The organism is Salinicola peritrichatus (genome assembly GCF_003206715.1).
Lineage (GTDB): Bacteria > Pseudomonadota > Gammaproteobacteria > Pseudomonadales > Halomonadaceae > Salinicola > Salinicola peritrichatus.
Map to the genome: position 1 here is coordinate 69340 of NZ_PZJU01000011.1, position 23874 is coordinate 93213.

16 protein-coding genes are annotated in these 23874 nt (G+C 62.3%); 10 read left to right on the plus strand and 6 right to left on the minus strand.

What is annotated here, in order from left to right:
* Window positions 1-25 precede the first annotated feature (25 nt).
* Window positions 26-1756: a VRR-NUC domain-containing protein gene (locus tag DOM57_RS06645; protein WP_110648450.1), complete on the plus strand. Its 1731-nt coding sequence runs from the start codon at window positions 26-28 to the stop codon at window positions 1754-1756.
* Entirely contained in the window at window positions 1753-4041 is a 2289-nt protein-coding gene (locus DOM57_RS06650; protein ID WP_110648451.1) for an ATP-dependent DNA helicase, read from the plus strand. Before DOM57_RS06645 ends, DOM57_RS06650 begins: the two co-directional genes overlap by 4 nt.
* A gap of 345 nt (window positions 4042-4386) precedes the next feature.
* Here DOM57_RS06650 and DOM57_RS06655 read toward each other — a convergent pair whose 3' ends face one another.
* Both DOM57_RS06655 and DOM57_RS06660 read right to left on the minus strand, forming a co-directional pair.
* Window positions 4387-6039 (minus strand): dihydroxyacetone kinase subunit DhaK, encoded by a 1653-nt coding sequence (locus DOM57_RS06655; protein WP_110648452.1) that lies wholly within the window; start codon window positions 6037-6039, stop codon window positions 4387-4389.
* A 176-nt stretch (window positions 6040-6215) separates the two neighbouring features.
* Window positions 6216-7514: an NAD(P)/FAD-dependent oxidoreductase gene (locus DOM57_RS06660; protein WP_110648453.1), complete on the minus strand. Its 1299-nt coding sequence runs from the start codon at window positions 7512-7514 to the stop codon at window positions 6216-6218.
* Between the two features lie 323 nt (window positions 7515-7837).
* Here DOM57_RS06660 and DOM57_RS06665 point away from each other — a divergent pair, with 323 nt between their 5' ends.
* From DOM57_RS06665 to DOM57_RS06675, 3 genes are all read left to right on the plus strand, one after another.
* Entirely contained in the window at window positions 7838-8503 is a 666-nt protein-coding gene (locus DOM57_RS06665) for a phosphoglycolate phosphatase (protein ID WP_110648454.1), read from the plus strand.
* Between the two features lie 225 nt (window positions 8504-8728).
* Entirely contained in the window at window positions 8729-10225 is a 1497-nt protein-coding gene (gene trpE, locus DOM57_RS06670) for an anthranilate synthase component I (protein WP_110648483.1), read from the plus strand.
* 80 nt (window positions 10226-10305) lie between these two features.
* A complete protein-coding gene (locus DOM57_RS06675; RefSeq protein ID WP_110648455.1) occupies window positions 10306-11010 on the plus strand; it encodes a TVP38/TMEM64 family protein in 705 nt (234 codons plus the stop codon).
* A 63-nt stretch (window positions 11011-11073) separates the two neighbouring features.
* Here the strand turns inward: DOM57_RS06675 and argF are convergent, their stop codons facing one another.
* Complete coding sequence (gene argF, locus DOM57_RS06680; protein WP_110648456.1) at window positions 11074-11991, minus strand: ornithine carbamoyltransferase; 918 nt, start codon at window positions 11989-11991, stop codon at window positions 11074-11076.
* A 390-nt stretch (window positions 11992-12381) separates the two neighbouring features.
* On the opposite strand from argF, the gene DOM57_RS06685 reads away from it, so the two are divergent.
* A complete protein-coding gene (locus DOM57_RS06685; protein ID WP_110648457.1) occupies window positions 12382-18267 on the plus strand; it encodes a DUF3320 domain-containing protein in 5886 nt (1961 codons plus the stop codon).
* A gap of 152 nt (window positions 18268-18419) precedes the next feature.
* Window positions 18420-18764, plus strand: a complete 345-nt coding sequence (grxD, locus tag DOM57_RS06690; protein ID WP_110648458.1) for a Grx4 family monothiol glutaredoxin — start codon at window positions 18420-18422, stop codon at window positions 18762-18764.
* Between the two features lie 106 nt (window positions 18765-18870).
* Here the strand turns inward: grxD and rnt are convergent, their stop codons facing one another.
* Window positions 18871-19536 (minus strand): ribonuclease T, encoded by a 666-nt coding sequence (gene rnt / locus DOM57_RS06695; protein ID WP_110648459.1) that lies wholly within the window; start codon window positions 19534-19536, stop codon window positions 18871-18873.
* Window positions 19537-19843: 307 nt separating this feature from the next.
* Here rnt and DOM57_RS06700 point away from each other — a divergent pair, with 307 nt between their 5' ends.
* From DOM57_RS06700 to DOM57_RS06710, 3 genes are all read left to right on the plus strand, one after another.
* On the plus strand, window positions 19844-21064 hold the full coding sequence (locus DOM57_RS06700) for an argininosuccinate synthase (protein ID WP_110648460.1): 1221 nt from the start codon (window positions 19844-19846) through the stop codon (window positions 21062-21064).
* 55 nt (window positions 21065-21119) lie between these two features.
* Window positions 21120-21425 carry an HlyU family transcriptional regulator gene (locus tag DOM57_RS06705; protein ID WP_110648461.1) on the plus strand — a complete coding sequence of 102 codons (306 nt, stop codon included), beginning with the start codon at window positions 21120-21122 and terminating at the stop codon, window positions 21423-21425.
* Window positions 21426-21687: 262 nt separating this feature from the next.
* Window positions 21688-22161, plus strand: a complete 474-nt coding sequence (locus tag DOM57_RS06710; RefSeq protein WP_110648462.1) for a DUF1161 domain-containing protein — start codon at window positions 21688-21690, stop codon at window positions 22159-22161.
* Here the strand turns inward: DOM57_RS06710 and nth are convergent, their stop codons facing one another.
* A complete protein-coding gene (nth, locus tag DOM57_RS06715) occupies window positions 22162-22800 on the minus strand; it encodes an endonuclease III (RefSeq protein ID WP_110648463.1) in 639 nt (212 codons plus the stop codon). It abuts the gene before it with no gap.
* The gene (locus DOM57_RS06720) at window positions 22797-23780 is read right to left on the minus strand and encodes an RnfABCDGE type electron transport complex subunit B (RefSeq protein WP_110648464.1); all 984 of its coding nucleotides are present in this window, start codon (window positions 23778-23780) and stop codon (window positions 22797-22799) included. Before DOM57_RS06720 ends, nth begins: the two co-directional genes overlap by 4 nt.
* Between the last annotated feature and the right edge of the window lie 94 nt (window positions 23781-23874).

Consider the following 23874-nt stretch of genomic DNA (forward strand, 5'->3'; position numbering starts at 1 on the left):
TTTTCGTGTCTCTCATGGCGACTGCATGGCGCTGCCAACGCTCGACGATCCGTTTTACTATCTCGTCAACTTCCGTACCGTTCTCGATTGGCTGAAGGTTCGCTACGCCGATCTTCTTGCCGCCGACGAGCGCGCCTTCATCGCTACCTTCGGAACGCTGCCCCAAGCCTCCCAGGCGCTGCTGGTGCGCATGGTCATGCGCAAGGGCATCGACTTCCGTGCCAGCCGCCTGGTTTATGCCGAGATCGGCGATCCGACCGTCGCCGTCACGCCGCTGATCGAAGCGGGCTTCGTCGAGGACGGCGCCCCATTGGCGCTGGAGGCCTTATTCGCACTGACCACCAAGCCGGAGCTGGGCGTGCGTTTTTCCGCCGACTTGGCCGAGTCCGGGGTGGCGAAGAGTCGTGGCAAGAACGACTGGCTTGCCGCGCTGCAGGCGCGAGCGTGGGAGCCACGCCCCTTCGCCGATTGGCTGCCGATGAGCGACGACCGTCACTACCGTCTCGGTGTCGATGCCTTGTGCGAGCGGTTTCGGCTGATGTTCTTCGGCAACCTGCGCCAGCAGTGGTCCGAATTCGTGCTGGCCGATCTCGGCGTCTACCGTTTCGAAACCGTGGAACTGGATGCCGCTTCGCGGGCGTTTTCCCGGCGCGGGGAACTCGAGGCCTACCATCGTCTGTACGCCTGCCGCGAGCGCTTCGAGGCGCAGGAACCGCTCGATACGTTGCTGCCGGACATTCCGCGCGACGCCTTCGACAACGTCTGGCTGGAGCGCCGCCGCGGTCGCCTGGTCTACAAGCTGGCTTATCGCCTCGAGCGCCAGGGCGAGCTGGCGCAGGCGCTGGCGCTCTATGAGGAAAGTTCGGCACCGGAGGCCCGCGTCAGGCGAGTGCGGGTGTTGGAGTCGCAGACCAGGTTCGAAGCGGCATTGAAGCTCGCGGAGCAAGCCGCGGCAGCGCCGTTCAATGCCGCCGAGAGTCAATGCCTGGAGCGGATTCTGCCGCGTCTCAAGCGCAAGCTCGGCCGGCCCCGAGGCAAGCCCGACCCGGCGCCAGAGGCGCCCCGGCTCGATCTGGAACTATCGCGATCACCGAGCGTCGAGCTGGCCGCCGCGCGCCACCTCTCGACGCCACGGGCGCCGGTCTACTATGTCGAGAACACCTTGATCAATGCGCTGTTCGGCCTGCTCTGCTGGGAGGCGATCTTCGCGCCGTTGCCGGGCGCCTTCTTTCATCCGTTCCATGTCGGGCCGGCCGATCTGCACGAGGCGGACTTCCATGTCCGCCGCCGCGAGATCTTCGACGACTGCCTGGCCCGTCTGCAGCAGGACGGCAATCCAGCGACACAGGACTACCGCGATATCATCCGCCGGCGCTTTCACCAGAAGTTCGGAATCCAGTCGCCGTTCGTGTTCTGGGAAGGACTCGACGAAGCGCTACTGGAGCTTGCCCTCCACTGCATTCCGCCGAGCCATCTGCGGCTGTGGTTCGAGCGTCTGCTCGGCGATATCCGCGCCAATCGCGCCGGCATGCCGGACCTGATCCAGTTCTGGCCGGACGATGATATTGATGGACCTCGCTATCGCATGATCGAAGTGAAAGGGCCGGGCGACCGATTGCAGGACAATCAACGACGCTGGCTCGAATTCTGCGCCGCCCACGCGATGCCGGTCAGTGTCTGCTACGTGCGCTGGAAGCCGGAAGCGACGTCGGCCACCCATGGCGACGGCGACACTTCCGCCCGGAGCGCGCCTTGAGCTATCGGATCGCGGTCCGCGCGCTGTGCGAGTTCGCCGCCAAGACCGGCGATCTCGACCTGCGCTTCACGCCATCGCCGTCGGCCCAGGAAGGCATCGCCGGTCATCAGATCGTGACCGAACGTCGCGGCGACGGCTACGAACGTGAAATCGCCTTGAGCGGCGAATATGGCCACCTCCAGGTGCGGGGACGCGCCGACGGTTTCGATCCGCGCGCCAATCGGCTCGAAGAGATCAAGACCCATCGCGGCGATCTCTCGCGCCAACCGGCCAATCAGCGCGCGCTGCACTGGGCCCAGGCCAAGGTCTACGCTCATCTGCTGTGCCAGGCGCGCGGGCTAGAGCAACTGACGGTAACGCTGGTCTACTTCGATATCGTCAGCCAGCGGGAAACGCCATTGAGCGAAGTCTGCTCGGCGGATGCGTTGCGGGAAGTCTTCGAGCGTCACTGCCAGGCGTTTCTGGCCTGGGCGCAGCAGGAACTGGCGCACCGGCGTCGGCGCGACAACGCACTGCAGGCGCTGGCCTTTCCCTTCGACGGTTTTCGCCGGGGCCAGCGGCCGCTGGCGGAAGCGGTCTACAAGGCGGTGCATACCCGGCGCTGGCTGCTGCTGCAGGCGCCGACCGGGATCGGCAAGACACTGGGAACGCTGTTTCCGATGCTCAAGGCGATGCCGGGCGAGCCGCTGGACAAGGTTTTCTTCCTCACCGCCCGCAATACCGGCCAGCGTCTGGCGCTCGACGCGCTACGTTCGCTGGGCACCGCAGGTGACGAAGCCGGCGACACCAGGCCGTTGCCGCTGCGCGTGCTGACGCTGACCGCCCGCGACAAGGCGTGCGAACATCCGGACAAGGCGTGTCACGGCGACTCCTGTCCGCTGGCGGCGGGGTTCTACGATCGCTTGCCCGATGCGCGTGCGGCGGCCGTGAAGCGAGGTTGGCTCGATCGCGCCGCACTGCGCGACACGGCTCTCGAGCACGGTATCTGTCCCTATTACCTGGGCCAGGAGATGGCGCGCTGGGCCGATGTGGTGATCGGCGATGTCAACTACTGGTTCGATTTTCACGCCATGCTCTACGCGCTGAGTCAGCAACAGCAGTGGCAGGTCGGCGTGCTGGTGGACGAGGCCCACAATCTGGTCGAGCGCGGCCGGGGGATGTACAGCGCCGAACTCGATCACGCGGCGTTTCGACGCCTGCGCCCGACGTTGCCGGCGCCGCTCAAGCGGCCGATGTCACGCGTGGCCTCGCTATGGCAGGCACTCGCCGACGAGAACGAGGAGGATTATCGCGTACTCGAAACCTTGCCCGGCAAGCTGATCACCGCACTGCAGCAGGCGGTTTCACGCATCGTCGACTACCAGAGCGAGCAGCCGATCGCGCTGGACAGCGAACTCCAGCGTTTCTCCTTCGATGCCCAGCACTTCTGCCGCGTGGCCGAGGTGTTCGGCGAGCATTCGATCTGCGACGTGGTACGCCAACCGCCACGCGGACGCCAACGCAACCCCGGGGCAAGGTTGACCCTGCGCAACGTGGTGCCGGCGCCGTTCCTGGCCCCGCGTTTCGCCGCCGCTCGCGGCGGCACGCTGTTTTCCGCCACGCTGGCGCCGGAAAGCTACTATCGTGATCTGCTCGGCGTCCCCGCCGATGCGCCGTGGCTGTCGCTGGACTCGCCGTTCCATGACTCCCAATTGGCGGTGCGCGTCGCGGCCCGCTTGTCGACCCGCTACGCCGACCGCGAGGCATCGCTGGCGCCGATCGCCGATCGGCTGGCGGCCCAGTTTCGCGCCCGGCGCGGCAATTATCTGGCGTTCTTTTCCAGCTTCGCCTACCTCGAACGGGTCGCCGACTGCCTGTCCGAACGCCATCCCGACGTGCCGCTGTGGCGTCAGGCGGCGCGCATGGACGACGCCGCCCGCGAGGCGTTCCTGGCGCGTTTCGAAACTGGCGGCGAGGGTATCGGTTTCGCCGTGCTCGGCGGGATCTTCGGCGAGGGGATCGACCTGCCGGGCGAGCGCCTGATCGGCGCCTTCGTCGCCACGCTTGGGCTGCCGCAGGTCAACCCGGTCAACGAGCAGATGCGTGCCCGATTGCAGGCGCTCTACGGCCGAGGCTATGACTACGCCTACTTCTTTCCCGGCATGCAGAAGGTGGTCCAGGCCGCCGGCCGCGTGATTCGTTCCGGCACCGACGAAGGGATCATTCATCTGCTGGACGATCGGTTTACGCGGCGCGAGGCGCAGGCGCTGCTGCCGGATTGGTGGCCGCGAGCAAGCTTTGACTGAGTATTGGGGTTGTCTGGCTGCCTCACCTGGCAAGGCAACGAATTTCAATGGTTTCATCTTACGACTGATGGCGCTTTAACGATCGTATCGCTTGTGACTGCGAGGGGGCTTAACGCTCGCCCCCTCGCGCTCCCCCTCTTGATTGACGCCGCTGGCCCACGAAACCCTGAACAGCGATGTCTTGCGCTTCGGGTCGGCGCGCAAGGACATCCCTGTCCGGGCGTGCCTCTTGTGACATCCATGTCACAAGACCCGGCTTAGGCATCGCAGTTCAGCGCGGGCCAGAAGGCGTCGGGGTGGCTCATTCGATCGTGGTGGGCCGCATCGGCTCATACGCGGCGTGACTCAACCAGATTTGGCCAGCGCCTCGAACACTCTTGCCACCGCCTCGGCGCCGGGATCGACCACGCCCTTGAGCGCGCTTTCCGGTACATAGGCGGAGCGGCCGGCATTGGCGCGGGTCAGCGTTGCCGTGGCCTGGGCGCCGTCACGCGCGGCCTGGGCGGCCTGGGCAAGCGTTTCGCCACGCTTCAATGCGTCGACCGCGGGAATCAGCGCATCGAGCATGGTGCGATCGCCGGGCCTGGCGCCACCGTAGGCCTGCATGCGCTCGACGCCCTCGGCGAGCGCGGCGTTGAGTTCGCCACGCTGATCGAGGGAGGCACCGGCGGCGGTGAACAGGATCGACAGCAGCACGCCGCTGGAGCCGCCCATGTCGCGCGACAGCAACTGGCCGATGCCGGTGAACAGTTGCGGCAGGGCAGCGGTATTGAGGCGTTTGGCGGCGAGTGCCTTGGCAATCGCCTCCGCGCCGCTTTGCATGCTGGCGCCGGCGTCGCCGTCGCCACTCCTGGCGTCCAGCTCGTCGAGCGCCTCGCGTGCCTGACGCAGCGTATCGATCACGCGTTCCAGCGTGCGGACATTGGTGTCGTCCTGCGGTGCGTCGTCGGCCAGCGCTTCGTGATCCTGATGCGTATCCGCGCTGAAGGTGTCGGGTCGGTTTGCCGGTCGCAGGCCCGGCCAGCCGGGAGCGCTGGTCGGTGCGTCCAGCGCGGTGACGATGTCGTCGTCGGATGACAGCAGCGTGACCGAAAACCCGTGCATGTCGAGCGAGGTCATCAGCGGCGCGGGACCGATCAGATGCGTCACCTGCTCGATGCCCAACTGGCGCAGCAGGCTGGCGGCGAGCACGCCCATCTCCTGGGTGGAGCAACTGCCGAGATTGTTGAGCACGGCGATCCAGGGCGCGTCGAGATGACGGTCGGCGAGGGCGTCACGCAGCGGTTCGAGCACCAGTTGCATCGCTGCATCGGCATCCTGGGGGGCGACCTCCCGGGTGCCGCTTTCGTTATGGATGCCGAGCCCGAGTTCCGGTGAACGCTCGGCGGTGGGCTGCCCCGGCTGCGCGGCGGGTCTCAGCGCCATGCCCAGCGACCCCATGCGCCGGCAGAAGGCTTCGGCGCGCTGTTGTATCTTTTCGAGTGGTGTTTCCTGTTCGGCGAGATAGCCGGTGAGCTTGTGTACCAGCACGGTGCCGGCGATCCCGCGTGGCTGGGGCGAATCCGGCAGCGCGACATCGTCGGCGACGATCACCATGGCCACCTTCAAACCCTCTCCCCGGGCGCGTTCCGCGGCCAGGCCGAAATTGAGACGATCGCCGGTATAGTTCTTGACCACCAGCAGGCAGCCTGCCTCGCCACAGACCTCGCGAATGGCGGCGAGCACCGCCTCGACGCTGGGCGAGGCGAACAGGCTGCCGGAGATCGCTCCGGTGAGCATGCCGGCGCCGATATAGCCGGCGTGGGCCGGCTCGTGACCCGCGCCGCCGCCGGAGAGTACCGCCACCTGGCGCTGCCCTTGGTTTTGCTTGTCCCAATCCCGCCGGATCAGGATGCGCAGGCCGCTCTCGGGCTCGGCAATCCGCAGTGGGGCGGTGGTCGCCACGGCATTCAGTATCTCGTCGACGACAGTGTCGGGGGCGTTGTAGAAACGTTCCATGTTATTTCTCCGTGGGCTTGCCTAAGAGCCTGTCCACAATCTGCTGCGCGTCGGCCAAACGTTGTTGAAAACGACTTCGGAATACTCATTTACCCCGATGTAAACTCCGTGTCCCAAGCCGTTTTCGCCTAGTTTGACTCTAGCTCGCGAGACCGTGAACGGGCTCTTGGTCGCAATCAGTGAAGCTTCATCTTCGGGCGCAGGTAACGGTTCAGGCCGTCGACGATCACGGTCATTCCGGTCTTGAAGATGCCGTGAATCGCCATCTGGTGCATGCGATAGAGGGAAGCGTAGAACAACTTCGCCAGCCGGCCTTCGATGAACAGACTGCGCGCCGAAGCGCCGCGCATCAAGCTGCCGACCGCTTCGAAGTGGGCCAGCGAGATCAGCGAGCCGCGGTCGTGGAACACGAACGGCTTCAACGGTTTGCCATCGAGCGCCGCGCGCAGGTTGTGGTACAGCAGGCTGGCCTGCTGGTGGGCGGCCTGGGCCCGGGGCGGGACGCGTTTGTCGTCGGGCTGCGGGCAGGAGGCGCAGTCACCGAAGGCAAAGATGCGCTCGTCGTCGATGCTCTGCAGTGTCTGGTTGACCTTGATCTGGTGGTTGCGCTCGGTCGAAAGCCCCAATTCGGACAAAAACGACGGCGCGCGAATGCCGGCGGCCCAGACGCTCAGGTCGGTTTCCAGCGATGTGCCGTCGGCGGTGACGAAGCCTTCGGCATTGGCCTCGGTGACGCGGGTGTCGACGTGGATCTTGACCCCGAGGCGCTCCAGTTCACCATGAACGGCCCGACTGATGCGCTCCGGCAGTGCGGGCAGAATGCGCGGCGCCGCCTCGATCAGGTGGACTTCCAGCTTGCCGCTGTCCAGCGCGGTGAAGCCATAGCTGTGCAGCATGCGCGAAGCGCCGAACAGTTCGGCGGCCAATTCGACCCCGGTCGCGCCGGCGCCGACCAGGCCCACGGTCAGCTTGGGATGCACGCGGCGTTCCGGATCGCTGTAGCGCAGGAAGGTGTTGAGCATGTTGCGGCGGAAGCTTTCCGCCTGCTGCGGGCTGTCGATGAAGTGGCAATGCTTGGCCACGCCCGGCGTGCCGAAGTCGTTGGAAACGCTGCCGACCGCGAGCACCAGGTAGTCGTATTCGATCTGGCGAGCCGGCAGTATCACCACACCGTCGCTGTCGAGGATCGCTTCCAGCGTGATGGTGCGCGCCTCGCGGTCGATGTCGCTCAGCGTGCCGCGCTGGAAGCGGTAGCCGTTGTGCTTCGAGTGGCCCTGGTAGGAAACTTCGTCGAGGCCGGAGTCGAGGGTGCCGGTGGCGATCTCGTGTAGCAGTGGCTTCCAGATGTGGGTCGGGTTGCGGTCGACCAGGACGATGTCGGCGCGTTGGCGTTTGCCGAGCTTGCGACCCAAACGGGTCGCCAGTTCGAGCCCGCCGGCGCCGCCACCGACCACGACGATGCGCGGAGTGGTCATGGGGAATCTCTCCAATCGGAAGTGAAAAATCGAATAGTGCGAAAAGGAAGGGTGAAGACGGTGAATCGTCGAATCGAAAGGCGAGGAAACCCGGGAGGCTGACCGTGGCGTGGCGCGGGCACAGTGAGAGTAGACGTGGGCGAATGAGGGACGACACTATGGGACTGCGCGGTCACGAAAAGGGGCACCCGTCGATCCGACGAAAGATTGCCGGATAGGATACGCCGTTCGCTGGCGCTTGGCACCCGTCCACGACGTAAACTTACGCACCCGCCATCATGGTAAGGTGTGCGCCAACGCGCCTCCGGATCAAGGATTTCGTCATGCACCCCATGCTTCACGACATTCGTCTCGTCGCCTTCGATCTCGACGGTACGCTGATCGACTCCGTTCCCGATCTGGCGGCGGCGGTGGACGCCATGCTGGGTGATCACGGCTTGGCGCCGGTGGGGGAGGCGAAGGTGCGCGATTGGGTGGGCAATGGCTCACGCAAGCTGGTCGAACGGGCATTGGCGTTCGCGCTCGAGCGTGTCCCTGACGCCTCGGCGCTCGATGCGGCCCACGAACGCTTCTTGGCCCACTATCACGCCGCACCTTGCGAGCGCACACGGGTATTCCCGGGCGTGCGCGAAGCGCTGGAGGCATTGCACGCACAGGGGTTGATCCTCACGCTGATCACCAACAAGCCCAAGGCGTTCATCGACCCGATCCTCGAGGCGCTGTCCCTGCGGACCTTCTTCGCCATGACCCTGGGCGGCGATTCGTTGCCCGAGAAGAAGCCGCATCCGGCGCCGCTGTTGCATCTGGCGGCGCATTTCGATGTCGATCCCGCCCGTTGCCTGATGGTGGGGGATTCGCGCCACGATGTGGAGGCCGGCAAGCGCGCCGGGTTCCGCACGCTGGCCGTTCCCTACGGCTACAATCATGGCGAACCGGTGTCCCGTAGCGACCCGGATGCTCTGGTTGAATCGTTGAGGGAACTCGTTTAGGGTTTCCGAACCGCTGCCAAGCCGGCATCGATTTCGTTTTCCTGCCGTGCCTTTTCTGTTCTACATTCGACCGAGCTTCGACATGCGACCGGATATCCAACGCTTTTTCATCCCTAGCGCCTTGATGCGCCACGTCAAGCGTTGGCGATGGTGATTGTCAGCCGTTACCTGCGCAGCCGCCCTCACGATCGCTGATTTCACTGTTGGAGTTCCGGTCTCATGATGATGACCCCCGAGCGCTTTGCCGAGCTGGCGCAAGCCGGCTACAACCGTATTCCGGTCACCCGCGAGGTGCTGGCCGATCTGGATACGCCGCTTTCCACCTATCTCAAGCTGGCCGACTCGCCCTGGACCTTCCTGCTCGAATCGGTGCAGGGCGGCGAAAAATGGGGCCGTTATTCGATCATCGGCCTGCCATGCCGTGAGCGCATCGAGGTGCGCGGCTTCACCGTTTATCACATCATCAACGGCGAGCAGCAGGGTGTCACCGAAGTCGAGGATCCGCTGAGCTGGATCGAGCAATTCCAGTCCCGCTTCAAGGTACCGGATCTCGACGACCAGCCGCGCTTCGATGGTGGCCTGGTCGGCTATTTCGGCTACGACACGATCCGCTACATCGAGCCGCGTCTGCGCACCAGGCAGGCCGCCGACAAGCCGGATCCGATCGGCGTTCCGGACATCCTGCTGATGGTCTGCGACGATCTGGTCGTCTTCGACAACCTTTCCGGCCGTCTGCAGCTGTGGACTCACGCCGACCCGGAAACGCCTCACGCCTACGACAACGCCGTCGAGCGGCTCGAGACGCTGGAACTGAAGCTGCGCAGCGCCACCTTCAATACGCTGAGTCCGGGAACCGGACGGGCGGATGTCGCCGAAGACGACTTTCATGCCAGTTTCAGCGAGCAGGGCTACAAGGATGCGGTTGCCAAGATCAAGGAGTACGTGCTGGCGGGGGATCTGATGCAGTGCGTGCCTTCGCAGCGCATGTCGATTCCGTATCAGGCTCCGCCGCTGGATCTCTATCGCGCGCTGCGCAGCCTCAACCCGTCGCCCTACATGTTCTTCCTCAACCTCGACGATCACCACGTGATCGGTTCCTCACCGGAGATCCTGACCCGGCTGGAGGGCGACGAGGTCACCGTGCGGCCGATCGCCGGCACCCGTCCGCGTGGCGCCACCGAAGAGGAGGACAAAGCGCTGGAAGAGGAGCTGCTCTCCGATCCCAAGGAGATCGCCGAACATCTGATGCTGATCGACCTGGGGCGCAACGACATCGGTCGCATCAGTCAGGTCGGTACCGTCGAACTCACCGACAAGATGGCGATCGAGCGCTATTCCCACGTCATGCATATCGTCTCCAACGTCACCGGCAAGCTGCGCCAGGGGATGTCGGCGATGGACGTGCTGCGGGCGACCTTCCCGGCAGGCACGCTCTCCGGCGCGCCCAAGATTCGCGCTCTTGAAGTGATCGACGAACTCGAGCCAGTCAAGCGCGGTGTCTATTCCGGCGCGGTGGGCTATCTCTCCTGGCACGGCAACATGGACATGGCGATCGCCATCCGTACCGCGGTGCTCAAGGATGGCGAGCTGCACGTTCAGGCCGGCGGTGGCATCGTCGCCGATTCCGACCCCGATGCCGAATGGCACGAGACGCTCAACAAGCGTCGTGCGCTGTTCCGTGCCGTGGCGATGGCCGAGAAGGGCCTCGACAACCTGGCTTGAACCTATCGGGCGGGCCGGATTCGGGCCCGCCCATCGGGTTTGTCATCGAGCTTTCACGATGATCGGCTTTCATCGGAAAGATGCCGCACACCGACTCCCGCTTGTCCCGCTTCTGCGCCGTCTCGCGCCGCCACGCCACGTCGATGCCCAGCGGGCTTTCATGGCCACGCTGGCTTCGAGTGGTGTCGGGGGCGCTGGTGCTCGTTGCCATCTGGATGGTAGTCGCTGCGCTCGGGGGAGAGCCCGGCGTGTGGCTCGAAACGCTCGGTCCGCTGCCGTTCTTCGCCGCCATGGCGATTCTGCCGGCACTGGGTGTGCCGATGACACCGTTCTTCGTGATCGCCGGCCTGCGTTTCGGTATCGCCGGCGGGTTGGCGATCTCCGCACTGGCCGCGCTGTCCAATCTGCTGCTCTGTTACTGGATCGCCCACGGCCGCCTGCGGCCGCTCCTGCGGGATTTCATCGAGAGGCGCTTTGCGGCGCTGGCCGGGCTGGATACCGACCGGCGTAGCGCCTGGCGGGTGACGTTCCTGGTCAAGCTGGTGCCGGGTGTACCGATATTCATCAAGCACTACGCCCTCGGGGCGGCGGGCGTGCCGCGTTCGATCTACCTGAGCGTGGCACTGGTCACCACGGGCCCCTATGGCGCGGCTTTCGTGGTGCTGGGGGAATCCGCGCTGAAGGGCGATCTTGGCCAGGCACTGATGGCGTTGGGTGCGCTGGCGTTGATCGCCGCCTCGATCCTGGCCTGGCGGCGCCAGCGCGCACGCCACGTCATGTCGTGAAGCGGCCACGGCCCGCAAAGTAGGGCCGAAGCCGTATGGCAGGGACTCGACTTGGGACAGGTTTCAGGCCACCTGGCCCAGCAGCAGGAATTCGATCAGTGCCTTCTGGGCATGCAGGCGGTTGCCGGCTTCCTGCCACACCACGGCGCGCGGGTCGTCGAGCAGGGTGGTGCTGATCTCCTCGCCGCGATGGGCCGGCAGGCAGTGCAGGAAGACGACATCCTCGGCAGCCCGGTCTAGCAACGCCTCGGTGACCTGGAAACCGGCGAAGTCGCGCTCGCGCTTGGCCTGTTCCTCTTCCTGACCCATGGAAGCCCAGACATCGGTGGTGACCAGATCGGCACCGCTCACCGCCTCGGCCGGGTCGCGCAGGAGCGTGACACGATCGCCGGCGGCTTCCACGATATCCTGGCGGGGATCGTAGCCCTCGGGGCAGCAGATGCGGAGCTGGAAATCGAACTGGCGTGCGGCGTTGATCCAGGAGTGGCACATGTTGTTGCCATCGCCGATCCACACCGCGGTCTTGCCCTGAACGGGACCTCGGCACTCGGTCCAGGTCATGACGTCGGCCAGCAGCTGACAGGGATGGTAGTCATCGGTGAGTGCATTGATCACCGGTACCGAACTGGCAGCGGCGAACTCCTCGAGGCCAGCGTGAGAGAAGGTGCGGATCATCACCGCATCGACCATTTCCGATAGCACCCTGGCGGTATCGCCGATCGGCTCGCCACGGCCGAGCTGGGTATCCCGCGACGACAGGAACAGTGCGTGGCCGCCGAACTGCGCCATCGCCGTCTCGAACGAGACTCGGGTTCGTGTCGAGGACTTCTCGAAGATCATCGCCAGCGTACGATTGCTGAACGGGGTATAGGTCGGCCCCTGCGTCTTCAGGCGGTTCTTGATCGTGATGCCGCGCTGGATCAGGTAGGAGAGTTCGTCGGCGGAAAGATCCAGCAGGGTCAGAAAATGGCGTACGCTCATGGGCGAATTCCTGTCGTGGCTTTGGCACAAGGCATGCGGCAATCTCCAGGCGCGCCGCACGGCGAAATCGGTCGTCGGCCGCAATCGCAGGCTATCCGCGCGGTCGACTCGGAAAACAACGAAAAAAGCGCCGCGTCCCAAACGCCTGCATAGGTGTTTGGCGAGACGGCGCCGTGATCGGCCCGTGTGTTTCACGGTACGGGCCGATCCGTGCGAAAGCCAATCATCCTAACCACAGCCCCAGGACGGCGCAACGGCTAGTTGGGGCACCTATATGGCACTACTAGCTAGCGACCGCCTAAGAATTGTGTAATTCATGCTTACATATATTGACACAGCCACGGCTATGTGAAGTTATTGAGTAAACATCGATTCAGTGTGGAGAACGTAATGTCACCCTCATCGCAGGTAACGAGCCTCAGTGAGCCGCGGGCCATTATAGAAATCGAATTCCACACTGTTGCCAAGGTCAATTTCTCTTCCTCTCAGAACGGAATATCGATTCTCAAAAAGCTGGCGGTGCAAAACGTCGGCGATAAACCTCTGGAGAATTTGACCGTAGAGGTTACCTGTACTCCGGGTTTGATCAGGCAAAAAACCTGGCAGATTGATCGCCTGGCTGTTGGCGACCAACAGACACTGCCTCAGTTGGAGACGTCACTTGATCACGCGTTACTTGCCGGCCTTAACGAGGCCGAGGTTGGCAACCTGGAGCTGACGGTGAAGGCAGGGGGTGTCATGCTCCATGAGGAGGTGCGACCGATAGAGCTGCTCGCAAGAGATGAGTGGGGCGGGGTGGGAGAGATGGCGCACCTTCTCGCAGCCTACATCTCTCCCAACGAGTCGGTTATAGCCACTCTTCTTAAAGAAGCAGGTCGGCTGCTTGAGGCGACTGGTAAGAGCGGGGCTATCGATGGCTACCAAGCCAATGATCCCGCGAGGGTATGGATGGTGGCAGGTGCGATCTGGTCGGCGCTGACCGGAATGGGGTTGACCTACGCCGTGCCACCTGCATCTTTCGAGATGCGTGGACAAAAAATTCGTAGCCCTGAGCGGATTCGCGCTGAAGGTCTCGCCACCTGTCTGGACTCGGCATTGCTCCTCGCTGGTTGCTATGAGGCTGCAGGGCTCAATCCGGTTGTCATGTTTTCCGAGGGGCATGCCTGGGCCGGTGTCTGGCTGGTCGATCGCGACTTCGGCTCGATAACTGAGCCCGATGTCATGAGCGTAAGAAAGGCTGTTGATGCGCGGGAGCTGGTGCTGCTAGAAACCACTGCGTTGACTCGTCGCCCATCGGTCGGTTTCGAACAGGCAGCAGCCGAGGGCAAGGAGCATACGGCAGAGCCGAATGAGCACGCTTTTCTAATGGCGGTCGATGTTCGTCGAGCGCGAGCCGCCCGTATCAGACCTCTTGCCAATCACCGTATACTTGAAAGTGTTGACGAGTCAGAGACGCCCGCTGTGCCGGCAGCGCTTCCGAAACCGTTGGACTTCGGTTTTCTACCCGGCGATCTGATCGAAGAAACGCCTGACACGGCCGCAGGAAGAATTGCCCGGTGGCAACGCAAGTTATTGGATCTTTCTCTACGCAATAGATTGCTGAACTTTAAGGATACGAAGCAGACCTTGCCGCTGCTCTGTCCGGATGTTTCCTCTTTGGAGGATCGGCTTGCGGAGGGCGAAAAGTTTAAGGTGTTGCCGCTCGCTGATGAGGACCCGGCCGGTCGACGTGATCTCTCCGCCAATGAGCGAGCGGCGGTTTTTCAGGATGTCGCGCGAGATGCCTTCGCCCGATCTCAACTCGCGACGCCGCTCTCCGGTAGAGAGGCCAGTAACCGCCTGCTGGAACTCTATCGACGTTCCCGGAGCGATATGCAGGAGGGTGGCACCAATACGCTCTTCCTCGCCGCAGGCTTTCTGCGCTGGAAAAGAACCGAGGGGGACACACGAAGTTATCGAGCGCCGCTCTTACTGATTCCCGTCAACGTGACCAGACGTTCGGCGCAGTCAGAATTCGTCCTGGAACCGCACGAGGATGAGTTGCGTTTCAATGCAACGCTTTTGGAGTTTCTGAAGAGGGACTTCGATCTGGAAATGCCGGAGTTCCAAGGAGAGTTACCTCGAGACGAAAGCGGCCATGATCTGCCAAGAATTTTCGAGGCCGTTCGTCGCAGGGTCAGGGATGTGGCTGGCTTCGAGGTCGTGGAGGAGTTGGCACTTTCTACCTTCTCCTTTGCCAAGTTCCTGATGTGGAAAGATCTGGTCGATCGCACGGACAGCCTTCGCGAGAGCGCGCTGGTGAGGCATTTGGTCGATAATCCGACCGAGCCGTTTCGAGCACAGGACGCGCCTGACTTGCCCGAGCCGATCGAGATCGACCGCAGAGTCGCTCCACGAGAGCTCTTCACGCCGCTACCGGCTGACTCCTCTCAACTCGCTGCCGTCCTTGCCGCGCAAGAAGGGCATGACTTCGTTTTGATCGGGCCACCAGGGACAGGAAAGAGCCAAACAATCGCCAATATGATTTCACAATGCCTGGCGGTTGGTAAGACTGTTCTATTCGTGGCAGAAAAAGCGGCGGCTCTCGACGTCGTTCACAGACGGTTGGCGGCGAATGGGCTGGCTGACGCGGTGCTGGAACTGCACTCCAGTAAAGCGGATAGAAAGTCCGTTCTCGAGCAGCTAGGGCGCAGTTGGAGTCGCGCACATACATTGTCTGAGGCAGAGTGGATTAGGCTGACTGACGAAGTTGTCTTAACACGTGATCAGTTGGATGCCTATGTCGAAGCGCTTCATCGGCCTAATACTCAAGGCTTTAGTGTCTACGAGGCGATTGGGCAGGCGATGTCGACGGAGCCTGGTTTTACGCTCACGTTCAACAACAAGGATGCTCATGATGAGCAGAGTTATACCTATCTCCGTCGTCTCGCGGAGAATCTGACGCGCTGCCGGGCCGTGGTGGCAGACTGTCCCGAGCTGAAACTCGTTCGAGTAGGGGAATGGTCTTTCAGTTGGCAAGCGCAGTTGCTGCAGCAAACGCGCAATCTTCAATCGTCTACGGGTGATCTCATAGCAGCGACAGAGCGATTGTCCAGTGCGCTGGGTCTCGTCATGGATGCGGAGCTGTCGCCCGAGCGCATCGAAAAGCTGGCAGCATTAGCGGCTATCCCTCATACGCAAGAGAAAGTGGCATGGGCGTTATCGCTCGAGCCAGAAGTACTGGACCGGGACTTGGCGCATTTGCTCTCGCAACTCGATGACTACCGCGTCGCGGCCTCGAAACTGTCCGCCGAGTACCCGCTCGACCGTCTCAAGTCGATTCCAATCGATAGCCTCGATGCCGATTGGCGTCAGGCGCAGACGAAACTATGGCCTTTCTCCAGCCTCAAAAAATTATCGGTGCGTAAGCTTTTGCAGACTTACACCGTCACTGGGCAGGTTGATCCCGCCGTTGATATCACGCTTCTGATTCAGCTCCGGGAGCTAGAGAAAGAAATCCAGTGCCACCCTCTGAAAGAGTGTCCCCTGTTTGAGGGAATCAGAACGGATAGCAAGCGTCTGAGACAATGGCATGAGCAAGCCAATACTCTGCGCGAGGCGTTGGAACGTCTTAGACCTGAAGTACAAAACGCCGATGCTTGGCGAGCTGCCACCCGTCAGCTGGCGGATCGAGAGAATGTTGACCTGCTGGAGCTCATCACGGCTTTTGCAGATCACCACCACGTTTGGTGCGACGCTGCAAAAAGGTTTAGTGAGATAGCTGGCGCCGAACCAGAATGCCAACCCTTACAAACGCTCACCGTGGAACTGCAGCACATTATCGACAACAAGGTGCATTTGTCAGACTGGACGCGTTGGGTCGAAGTTCGAGACCAAGCCGTTGGATCAGGGTTGGGCGGAATGGTTAAGGCGTTGGAGCATGACCCGTCTAGCGGTGGTGAAAACGCCTTTGTCGCCGCTTACGCAACCTGGTGGTTACCCTTGGCGATGGATGCCGAGCCGGTGTTGAGAGGGTTCTCTCACTGGGAACATGAAGCTCTGATCAAGCAGTTTCGAGCCGCTGACGAGCGTGCTATGGAGGCCGCGGCAAGTCAGGTGTTGCGGCGAATCCAGCACGGCCTGCCGTCACGGGATAGTGTTGCCAGGCGCTCGGAGCTTGGCACGCTACGGCATCAGTTGGGCTTGCAACGGCCTAGCCTGCCGATTCGCAGTCTCATCGCGGAGATGCCGAGCACGTTCACGAAGCTGTCCCCCTGCGTACTGATGTCGCCACTGTCAGTTGCGCAATATCTGCCTGCCGGACAGGCTGCGTTCGACGTGGTGATTTTTGACGAGGCCTCGCAGATCACGACCTGGGATGCGATAGGGGCGATTGCGCGCGGCCGGCAAGCGATCATCGTCGGCGACCCCAAACAGCTGCCACCCACCAACTTTTTTGGTCGCAACGACGAACCGGAGGAGGAGATCCCTGACAGCGAGCGAGACCTGGCCTCGATACTCGACGAAGTCGTGGCGGCTGGCATCCCTACACGACAGCTGGAGTGGCACTATCGCAGTCGAGACGAGTCGCTGATTGCATTCTCCAACTGGCACTATTATGGCGGCCGCCTCATCACTTTTCCTTCTCCTGCGACAGCCACCGGCGCGGTCATGCTACATCAGATCAACGGTCTCTATGCGCGTGGACAGGGACGCACCAATGATGATGAAGCGCGGGCAATCGTTACTCTGGCCGTGAATCGGATGACCGAGTGGTTGAAACAGCCGGAGGCCAAGCGTCAAACGCTAGGCATCATCACGTTCAATGCCGAGCAGCAGAGTCATATTCTCAATCTCCTGGATAAAGAGCGCCAGCGGAATCCAGAGCTCGAGTGGTTCTTTGCAGACGAGCGGGAAGAACCGGTCATCGTAAAAAACCTGGAAAATATCCAGGGCGACGAACGTGATGTCATTCTCTTCTCGATCACCTTTGGCAAGGATCACGCTGGCAAGCTGTCGATGGCCTTCGGTGCCCTGAACAGTGACGGCGGCGAAAAGCGGCTGAACGTCGCCGTGTCGCGAGCGCGCCAGGAGATGCACGTGTTTGCCTCCCTCTCGGCGGACCAGATCGATCTGAACCGTACCAACGCGTTGGGGGTGAAACACCTCAAGAACTTTCTTGACTACGCAGCGCGCGGCGCCGTAGCACTGCCGGCAATGGACGAGGGGGCTCTGGGAGATGTGGACAGTCCCTTTGAAGCCGCGGTGAAATCGACGCTCGAGGCCCTGGGGTGGGAAGTCAGGCCGCAGATCGGCGTTTCCGGCTTTCGGATCGACCTCGGTGTAGTACATCCGGATCATGCCGGTGTCTACCTTGCAGGCATCGAGTGCGATGGCGCGACCTACCATGGGTCCGCAACGGCCAGAGACCGTGACAAGGTCAGGCAGGCGGTACTGGAAGGGTTGGGGTGGATGATCTTCAGAATTTGGTCGACCGATTGGTTCAAGCAGCGCCAACCGGTGGTTGAACGTATTCAGGCCTTGCTGATGGAGCATCTCGAGGCGGATCGAGCCAAGCGGGCATCCCTGGCGGATGATCTTCATGAGCCCGGGGCTTCGCCGGAGCAAGCATACCTGGAATCCGGCCCGGCGCAGGATGACCAAGAGCCGTTATACGAAAGCGACGGACGCATGACTATTTCAGATGAGACCTCAGAGGAGCCTTCTACTGTCGATGCTGGGGAGTGGCGGCGGGCCGAGCCGATGGTTGCCCGAGTGGCGCTTCCACGTGCCGTTGACCTGAATGTCGAAAAACTCGAAGAGAGTAATGCGTCAATTGAGCCCGACAAGTTTTTCGATCCAGCTTACGATTCGATTCTCGCAGGTCTTGTCGCGAGGGTGGTTGAGAAGGAGGGGCCGCTACCGCTCGCGCTATTGACGAGAAGGGTTGCGGCTCTACATGGCTGGCAGCGTGCTGGGCGTCGCATTTCGGATAGGGTTCGACAGTCGCTGGGCCAAGTCGAGGTGCACGTAGAAGGTGATGTCGATTTCGTCTGGGCCCAGCATGTCCATGGAGAGCGCGTGGCATTCCGTCACGGTGCAAATCGCAGCGTTCGTGATATTTCCTGCGCGGAGATTGCTTGGCTCTACGACGAGCATAGTAAGACGTTGGAAGCCAGCAACGATCCTGTACTCGATTTGGCTCGATTGGCGGGGATCAGCCGACTCTCTGCTGATGCGCGTCAGTATCTCGAGACATGTATCGAGTGGCGAGAGTCCACTGCGCGCCCGTACTAGGCGTCGATGCTCCGTCGGTCAGTTATCTACTGGTGGCCGACGGCAGGGGTGTTTTCACTTCGCGTCATCAGTAGAATGGAGTCACGGTTCATTCCATTTTCGCCTACACGCGAAGGGCGTTTAGCTGCGTTCTTCCCGTTAAAGGAAGTCTCATGAGCGACACCATCGAAACGATCAAGCAGCAGATCAGCGAGAACCCGATCCTGCTCTATATGAAAGGCACCCCGCAGCTGCCGCAGTGCGGCTTCTCGGCACAAGCGGTGCAGGCACTGATGGCGTGCGGTGAGCGGTTCGCCTTCGTCAACATCCTGGACAACCCGGACATCCGTGCCGAGTTGCCGAAATACGCCAGCTGGCCGACCTTCCCGCAGTTGTGGATCAACGGCGAATTGGTGGGGGGCTGCGACATCATCGTCGAGATGTACCAGAACGGTGAGCTCGAGCCGATGATCAAGGACGCCGCCGCCAAGGCACCGGAAGCTTCCAGCGACAGCTGAGGACGAGGGGCAGTTCCCAACCTCTGCGTCGACGAAAACGCTTCATCCGATGGATGAGGCGTTTTTCGATTAGGGCGCGCAGGCGAGCCTGTCGCTGTGGCGCGAATCAGGGCTCGTCGAAGCCCTGCTCCTTCATCGCCAGTCTCCAACCGCCAAGATCCTTGAAGCGGTTGACGATGGCGCAGAACAGTTCCGCCGTGCGCTCGGTGTCGTAGCGGGCGGAGTGCGCCGAGGCATTGTCAAATTCGATACCCGCCGCCTGACAGGCGCGTGCCAGGACCGTCTGGCCATAGGCCAGTGCCGACAGCGTAGCGGTGTCGAAACAGGAGAAGGGGTGGAACGGGTTGCGTTTGATGGCGCAGCGATTGACCGCTGCGTTGAGAAAGCCCTGGTCGAAGGCGGCGTTGTGGCCGACCAGGATGGCCCGCGAGCAGTTGTGGGATTTGATCGTCTTGCGGATCGGTTTGAAAATGCCATCCAGCGCCTCGCGCTCGCTGACCGCGATCTGCTTGCGGAAGGGGCTCGCGATATCGATGCCGGTGAAGTCCAGCGCGGCCTGTTCGACGTTGGCGCCCTCGAAGGGCTCGATATGAAAGGAGAGGGTCTCCAGCGGGAGCAGGTTGCCCTGATCGTCCATCGTCAGCGGTACTGCGGCGATCTCCAGCAGGGCGTCGGTCGCCGCATTGAAACCGCCCGTTTCGATATCGACCACCACCGGGAGATATCCGCGAAAACGCTGCGCCATCAGCTCCCTCGTGCTGGCGTCCGACATGCAATACTCCCGTTCCCTTGACGTGATGGCGATCCTCGATCGCGCTGCTTCTAGCGGTGCCATTCGGCGGAATCGACCGCGTTGTGCCGTGCGGCGAATGACATGAAGTCTAGCAGTTCAGACCGCAAGCGTCCCGTCGCTCGGTATTCTCGGCGCGGCGAGGGCGTTATAATCCGATCTCTCCACGGTCTTCGCCGCTGGCTTCCATTCTTCAGACTATGGCGCCCACGGATACCATCGAGACCGCCGCCGGCCGCGACGGTCGACGCACAATCAACTAGCCGACGCATACCCAAGGAGTTGCCGCATGTCCGATGTCAAAAAGGTCGTCCTCGCCTATTCCGGCGGCCTTGACACTTCCGTGATCGTGAAGTGGCTGCAGGAAACCTACGCTTGCGAAGTGGTCACCTTCACGGCCGATATCGGCCAGGGCGAAGAGGTCGAGCCGGCGCGAGCCAAGGCGCAGGCACTCGGGGTCAAGGAGATCTACATCGAGGACCTGCGAGAAGAGTTCGTGCGTGATTACGTCTATCCGATGTTCCGTGCCAATACCCTCTACGAAGGCGAGTATCTGCTCGGCACCTCCATCGCGCGGCCGCTGATCGCCAAGCGGCTGGTCGAGATCGCCAACGAGACCGGCGCCGACGCCATCTCTCACGGCGCCACCGGCAAGGGCAACGATCAGGTGCGCTTCGAGCTCGGTGCCTACGCGCTGAAGCCGGGCGTCAAGGTGATCGCGCCGTGGCGCGAGTGGGATCTCAACTCCCGCGAAAAGCTGATGAACTACTGCGAGCAGCACGACATTCCGGTCGACTTCTCCAAGAGCAAGAAGAAGTCGCCGTACTCGATGGATGCCAACCTGCTGCACATCTCGTACGAGGGCGGGATTCTCGAGGATCCGTGGGCCGAGGCGGAAGAGGATATGTGGCGCTGGAGCGTCTCTCCGGAGGCCGCGCCGGACAAGCCGACCTACACCGAGTTGACGTTCGAGAAAGGCGACATCGTCGCCATCGACGGGCAGCCGATGAAGCCGCATGAGGTATTGTCCAGGCTCAACAAGCTGGGCGGCGACAACGGCATCGGCCGCCTCGACATCGTCGAGAACCGCTATGTCGGCATGAAATCCCGTGGCTGCTACGAAACCCCGGGAGGCACCATCATGCTGCGTGCCCACCGCGCCATCGAATCGATCACGCTGGATCGCGAAGCCGCCCATCTGAAAGACGAACTGATGCCGAAGTACGCCAAGACCATCTACAACGGCTACTGGTGGAGCCCGGAGCGCCGCATGCTGCAGGCGGCGATCGACGAGACCCAGAAGTTCGTCAATGGCGTGGTGCGGATGAAGCTCTACAAGGGCAGTGCCAGCGTGGTTGGCCGCAAGTCCGAGCAGTCATTGTTCGACGAATCGATCGCGACCTTCGAGGATGATGCCGGCGCCTATGACCAGAAAGACGCCGAAGGCTTCATCAAGCTCAACGCGCTGCGTCTGCGCATCGCGGCCGGCAAGGGGCGCTCTGCCAGTTGAGGCTAGATGGCAGCGGTCGAACATTTCGTATCGGGACCATTCGTAGAGAGTCGTCATGCTGAAGAAACTGTTTTCCGGGTTGATGGGCGGGAGCGATACCAAGCCCGCCGCCCAGAAGAAAGAACGGGAACCGATCGAGTACAAGGGATTCCTGATCGTGCCCGAGCCTCAGGACGCCGGTGGTCAGTATCGGGTCAGTGGCTGGATTCGCAAGCCCGTGGAAGGTGGGGAAACGCGGGAGCGTCGCTTCGAACGCTCGGATGTGGTTGCTGGCGAAGACGCCTGCGTCGAGCTGACCATCGCCAAGAGCCAGCGCTACATCGATGACATCGGCGACGAAATGTTCGAACAGCAACATTGACTCGTTATCGGCTGGCCAGGCAGGCCGGTCGAGCAACTGACCGAACGGCGCTGATACAGCGCCGTTTTTACGGTTGGCGGCCTTGACGATAACGCCCTATCGTTAGAAAAGCTTCCAATTACAAGGCAAGGATGCCGCTTCATGACCGTCATTCACCATCTACCGGGGATCTAGGGAACGAGCACGTGTGGTTTTGTATGGCTCGTGAATGGGTAGGCTTGCGCTCCAGAGGCGTACCTGGGGTAGTGGTTAAGGAGTCACTATGCGTGTGTTTAGCTGGAAAATGGCAGCGACGATGGGATTGGGTAGTCTATACCTGAGCTCGTTGATGGTCTGGGGGCAAGCCGAGCCCGGCGATTCGCCATTCGATCACCAGCCCGAGACGCGATTGGCCTGCGATCGGCTCAAGGCACAGATCGACCGGACGATTCGTGACAACGGCGCGCGCCACTTCCTGCTCGAGATCGTCGATAACGCACAGGTCGAGGATGGCGTCGTCAAAGCGGGGGAGTCGTACGCCGGAGCCGAGGTCGTGGGTAGCTGCGACGGCGGCACGCGCAAGGTCGTCTACAGTCGCGAAGGCGCTACCGAGATGAGCGCGCCCGAAGCGGAGAACGGTGCGAATGCTTCGACACCGGATGCCACCTCGGGCAGCGATGACTCGTTGCCGGAATCCAGCGGCGACGCCGTACCGGCCGAGGACGAGACGGCTCGGGAACCGGAGTCCAGTCCCTGATCAGGCGATATCCACCTTGTCGGGAAACTCGCACAGGTCTTCGATCACGCAACTGCCGCAGCGCGGCTTGCGTGCCAGGCAGGTATAGCGCCCATGCAGTATCAGCCAGTGGTGGGCATCCTTGAGATAAGCCTTGGGCACGTGGCGCAGTAGCTTTCGCTCGACTTCCAGTACGTTCTTGCCGGGCGCGATTCGCGTACGGTTGGCAACCCGAAAGATATGGGTGTCGACCGCCATGGTCAGTTCTCCGAAGGCGGTGTTCAAAATCACGTTGGCGGTCTTGCGGCCGACGCCGGGCAGCGCCTCCAGCTCCTCGCGGGTGCGCGGAATGTCGCCATCGTACTTGTCGACCAGAATATGGCAGGTCTTCATCAGGTTTTCGGCCTTGGTGTTGTAGAGGCCGATCGTCTTGATGTGTTCCTTGAGGCCGTCGATACCCAGGTCGATGATCGCCTGCGGTGTATTGGCGACCGGAAACAGCCGCGCCGTCGCCTTGTTGACGCCGACGTCCGTCGCCTGCGCCGAGAGCAATACCGCAGCGAGCAGTTCGAACGGCGTGGTCCAGTTCAGCTCGGTGGTGGGGTTGGGGTTATGTTCCTTCAGGCGGGCGAAGATCTGCTCGCGCTTGCTGGCATTCATGATGATATCTCGCTATCGCTGGACCCGCGTGCGTGTCGAAGGTGACGCTCGGCCGCGGCGAGCTGTCGGCGTGCCTCCAGGGCCTCGGCACTTTTTCCCTCTCGCTCCAACCGAGTCAATTGCTGCCGTGCCTTGCGCCATGCCTGCTCGGCGGCCGCCACCGCAATGCGGCGATGTTGGTGCGCGGCGGTATCACCCTGGGATGCGTCCCTTGCCAGTTGGCACTCGACGCTCTCGAGCTGCGCCTCGAGACTCTGCGCGCGATCGCGCAGCGCCGAGCGTTGTTCGTCGGCGGCCTTGGCGAGCTGTTTCTCGATCCGTTTCAGGCGCGCGACCAGCGTCGCCCGATTGGCCTTGAGCGCCGTGATGTCGGTCACGCTATCGACGGATTGTCGTTCGGAAGAGACGGGCGAGGGGCGTCGTGTCGCGGCCAGGCGGCGTTCCCGCTTGCGTCGCTTCTCTTCTTCCTTGCGCGCCAGGCGAGCCTTGCGCGCCTCGAAACGCCTGCGACCGTTGAGCGCGCGCCAGTCGAGATAGGCTTGCCGCTCGGCATCGTTTTGTGCCTCGGCCCAGCGCGGATGCGCGACCAGATCGATACAGTCCACGGGGCAAGGCGCGACACACAGCTCGCAGCCGGTGCATTCGGATTCGATCACGGTATGCATCTGCTTGGCCGCGCCGAGAATGGCATCGACCGGGCAGGCCTGAATGCATTTGGTGCAGCCGATGCACTCGGCCTCGCGAATGACGGCCTGCAGCGGCGTCTGCGCCGGTTCGATCAACGGCAGCGCGGGGCGCCCGGTCAACGCTGCCAGGCGATCCCGGGTCGCTTCGCCGCCCGGCGGGCAGCGATTGATCGCTTCGCCGTCGACGATCGCCTCGGCATAGGGGCGACAGCCATCATGACCGCACTTGCCGCACTGGGTCTGCGGCAGTTCGGCATCGATACGCTCGACGGTGATTGTGGCTGCGAGGGACAAACGACGACTCCCGAGGATGTTGACAAACTACTGCGCTCGACCATACGGCGTTAAAAATCGGCTCAAGATACTCATTTACAACTACGTAAACTCC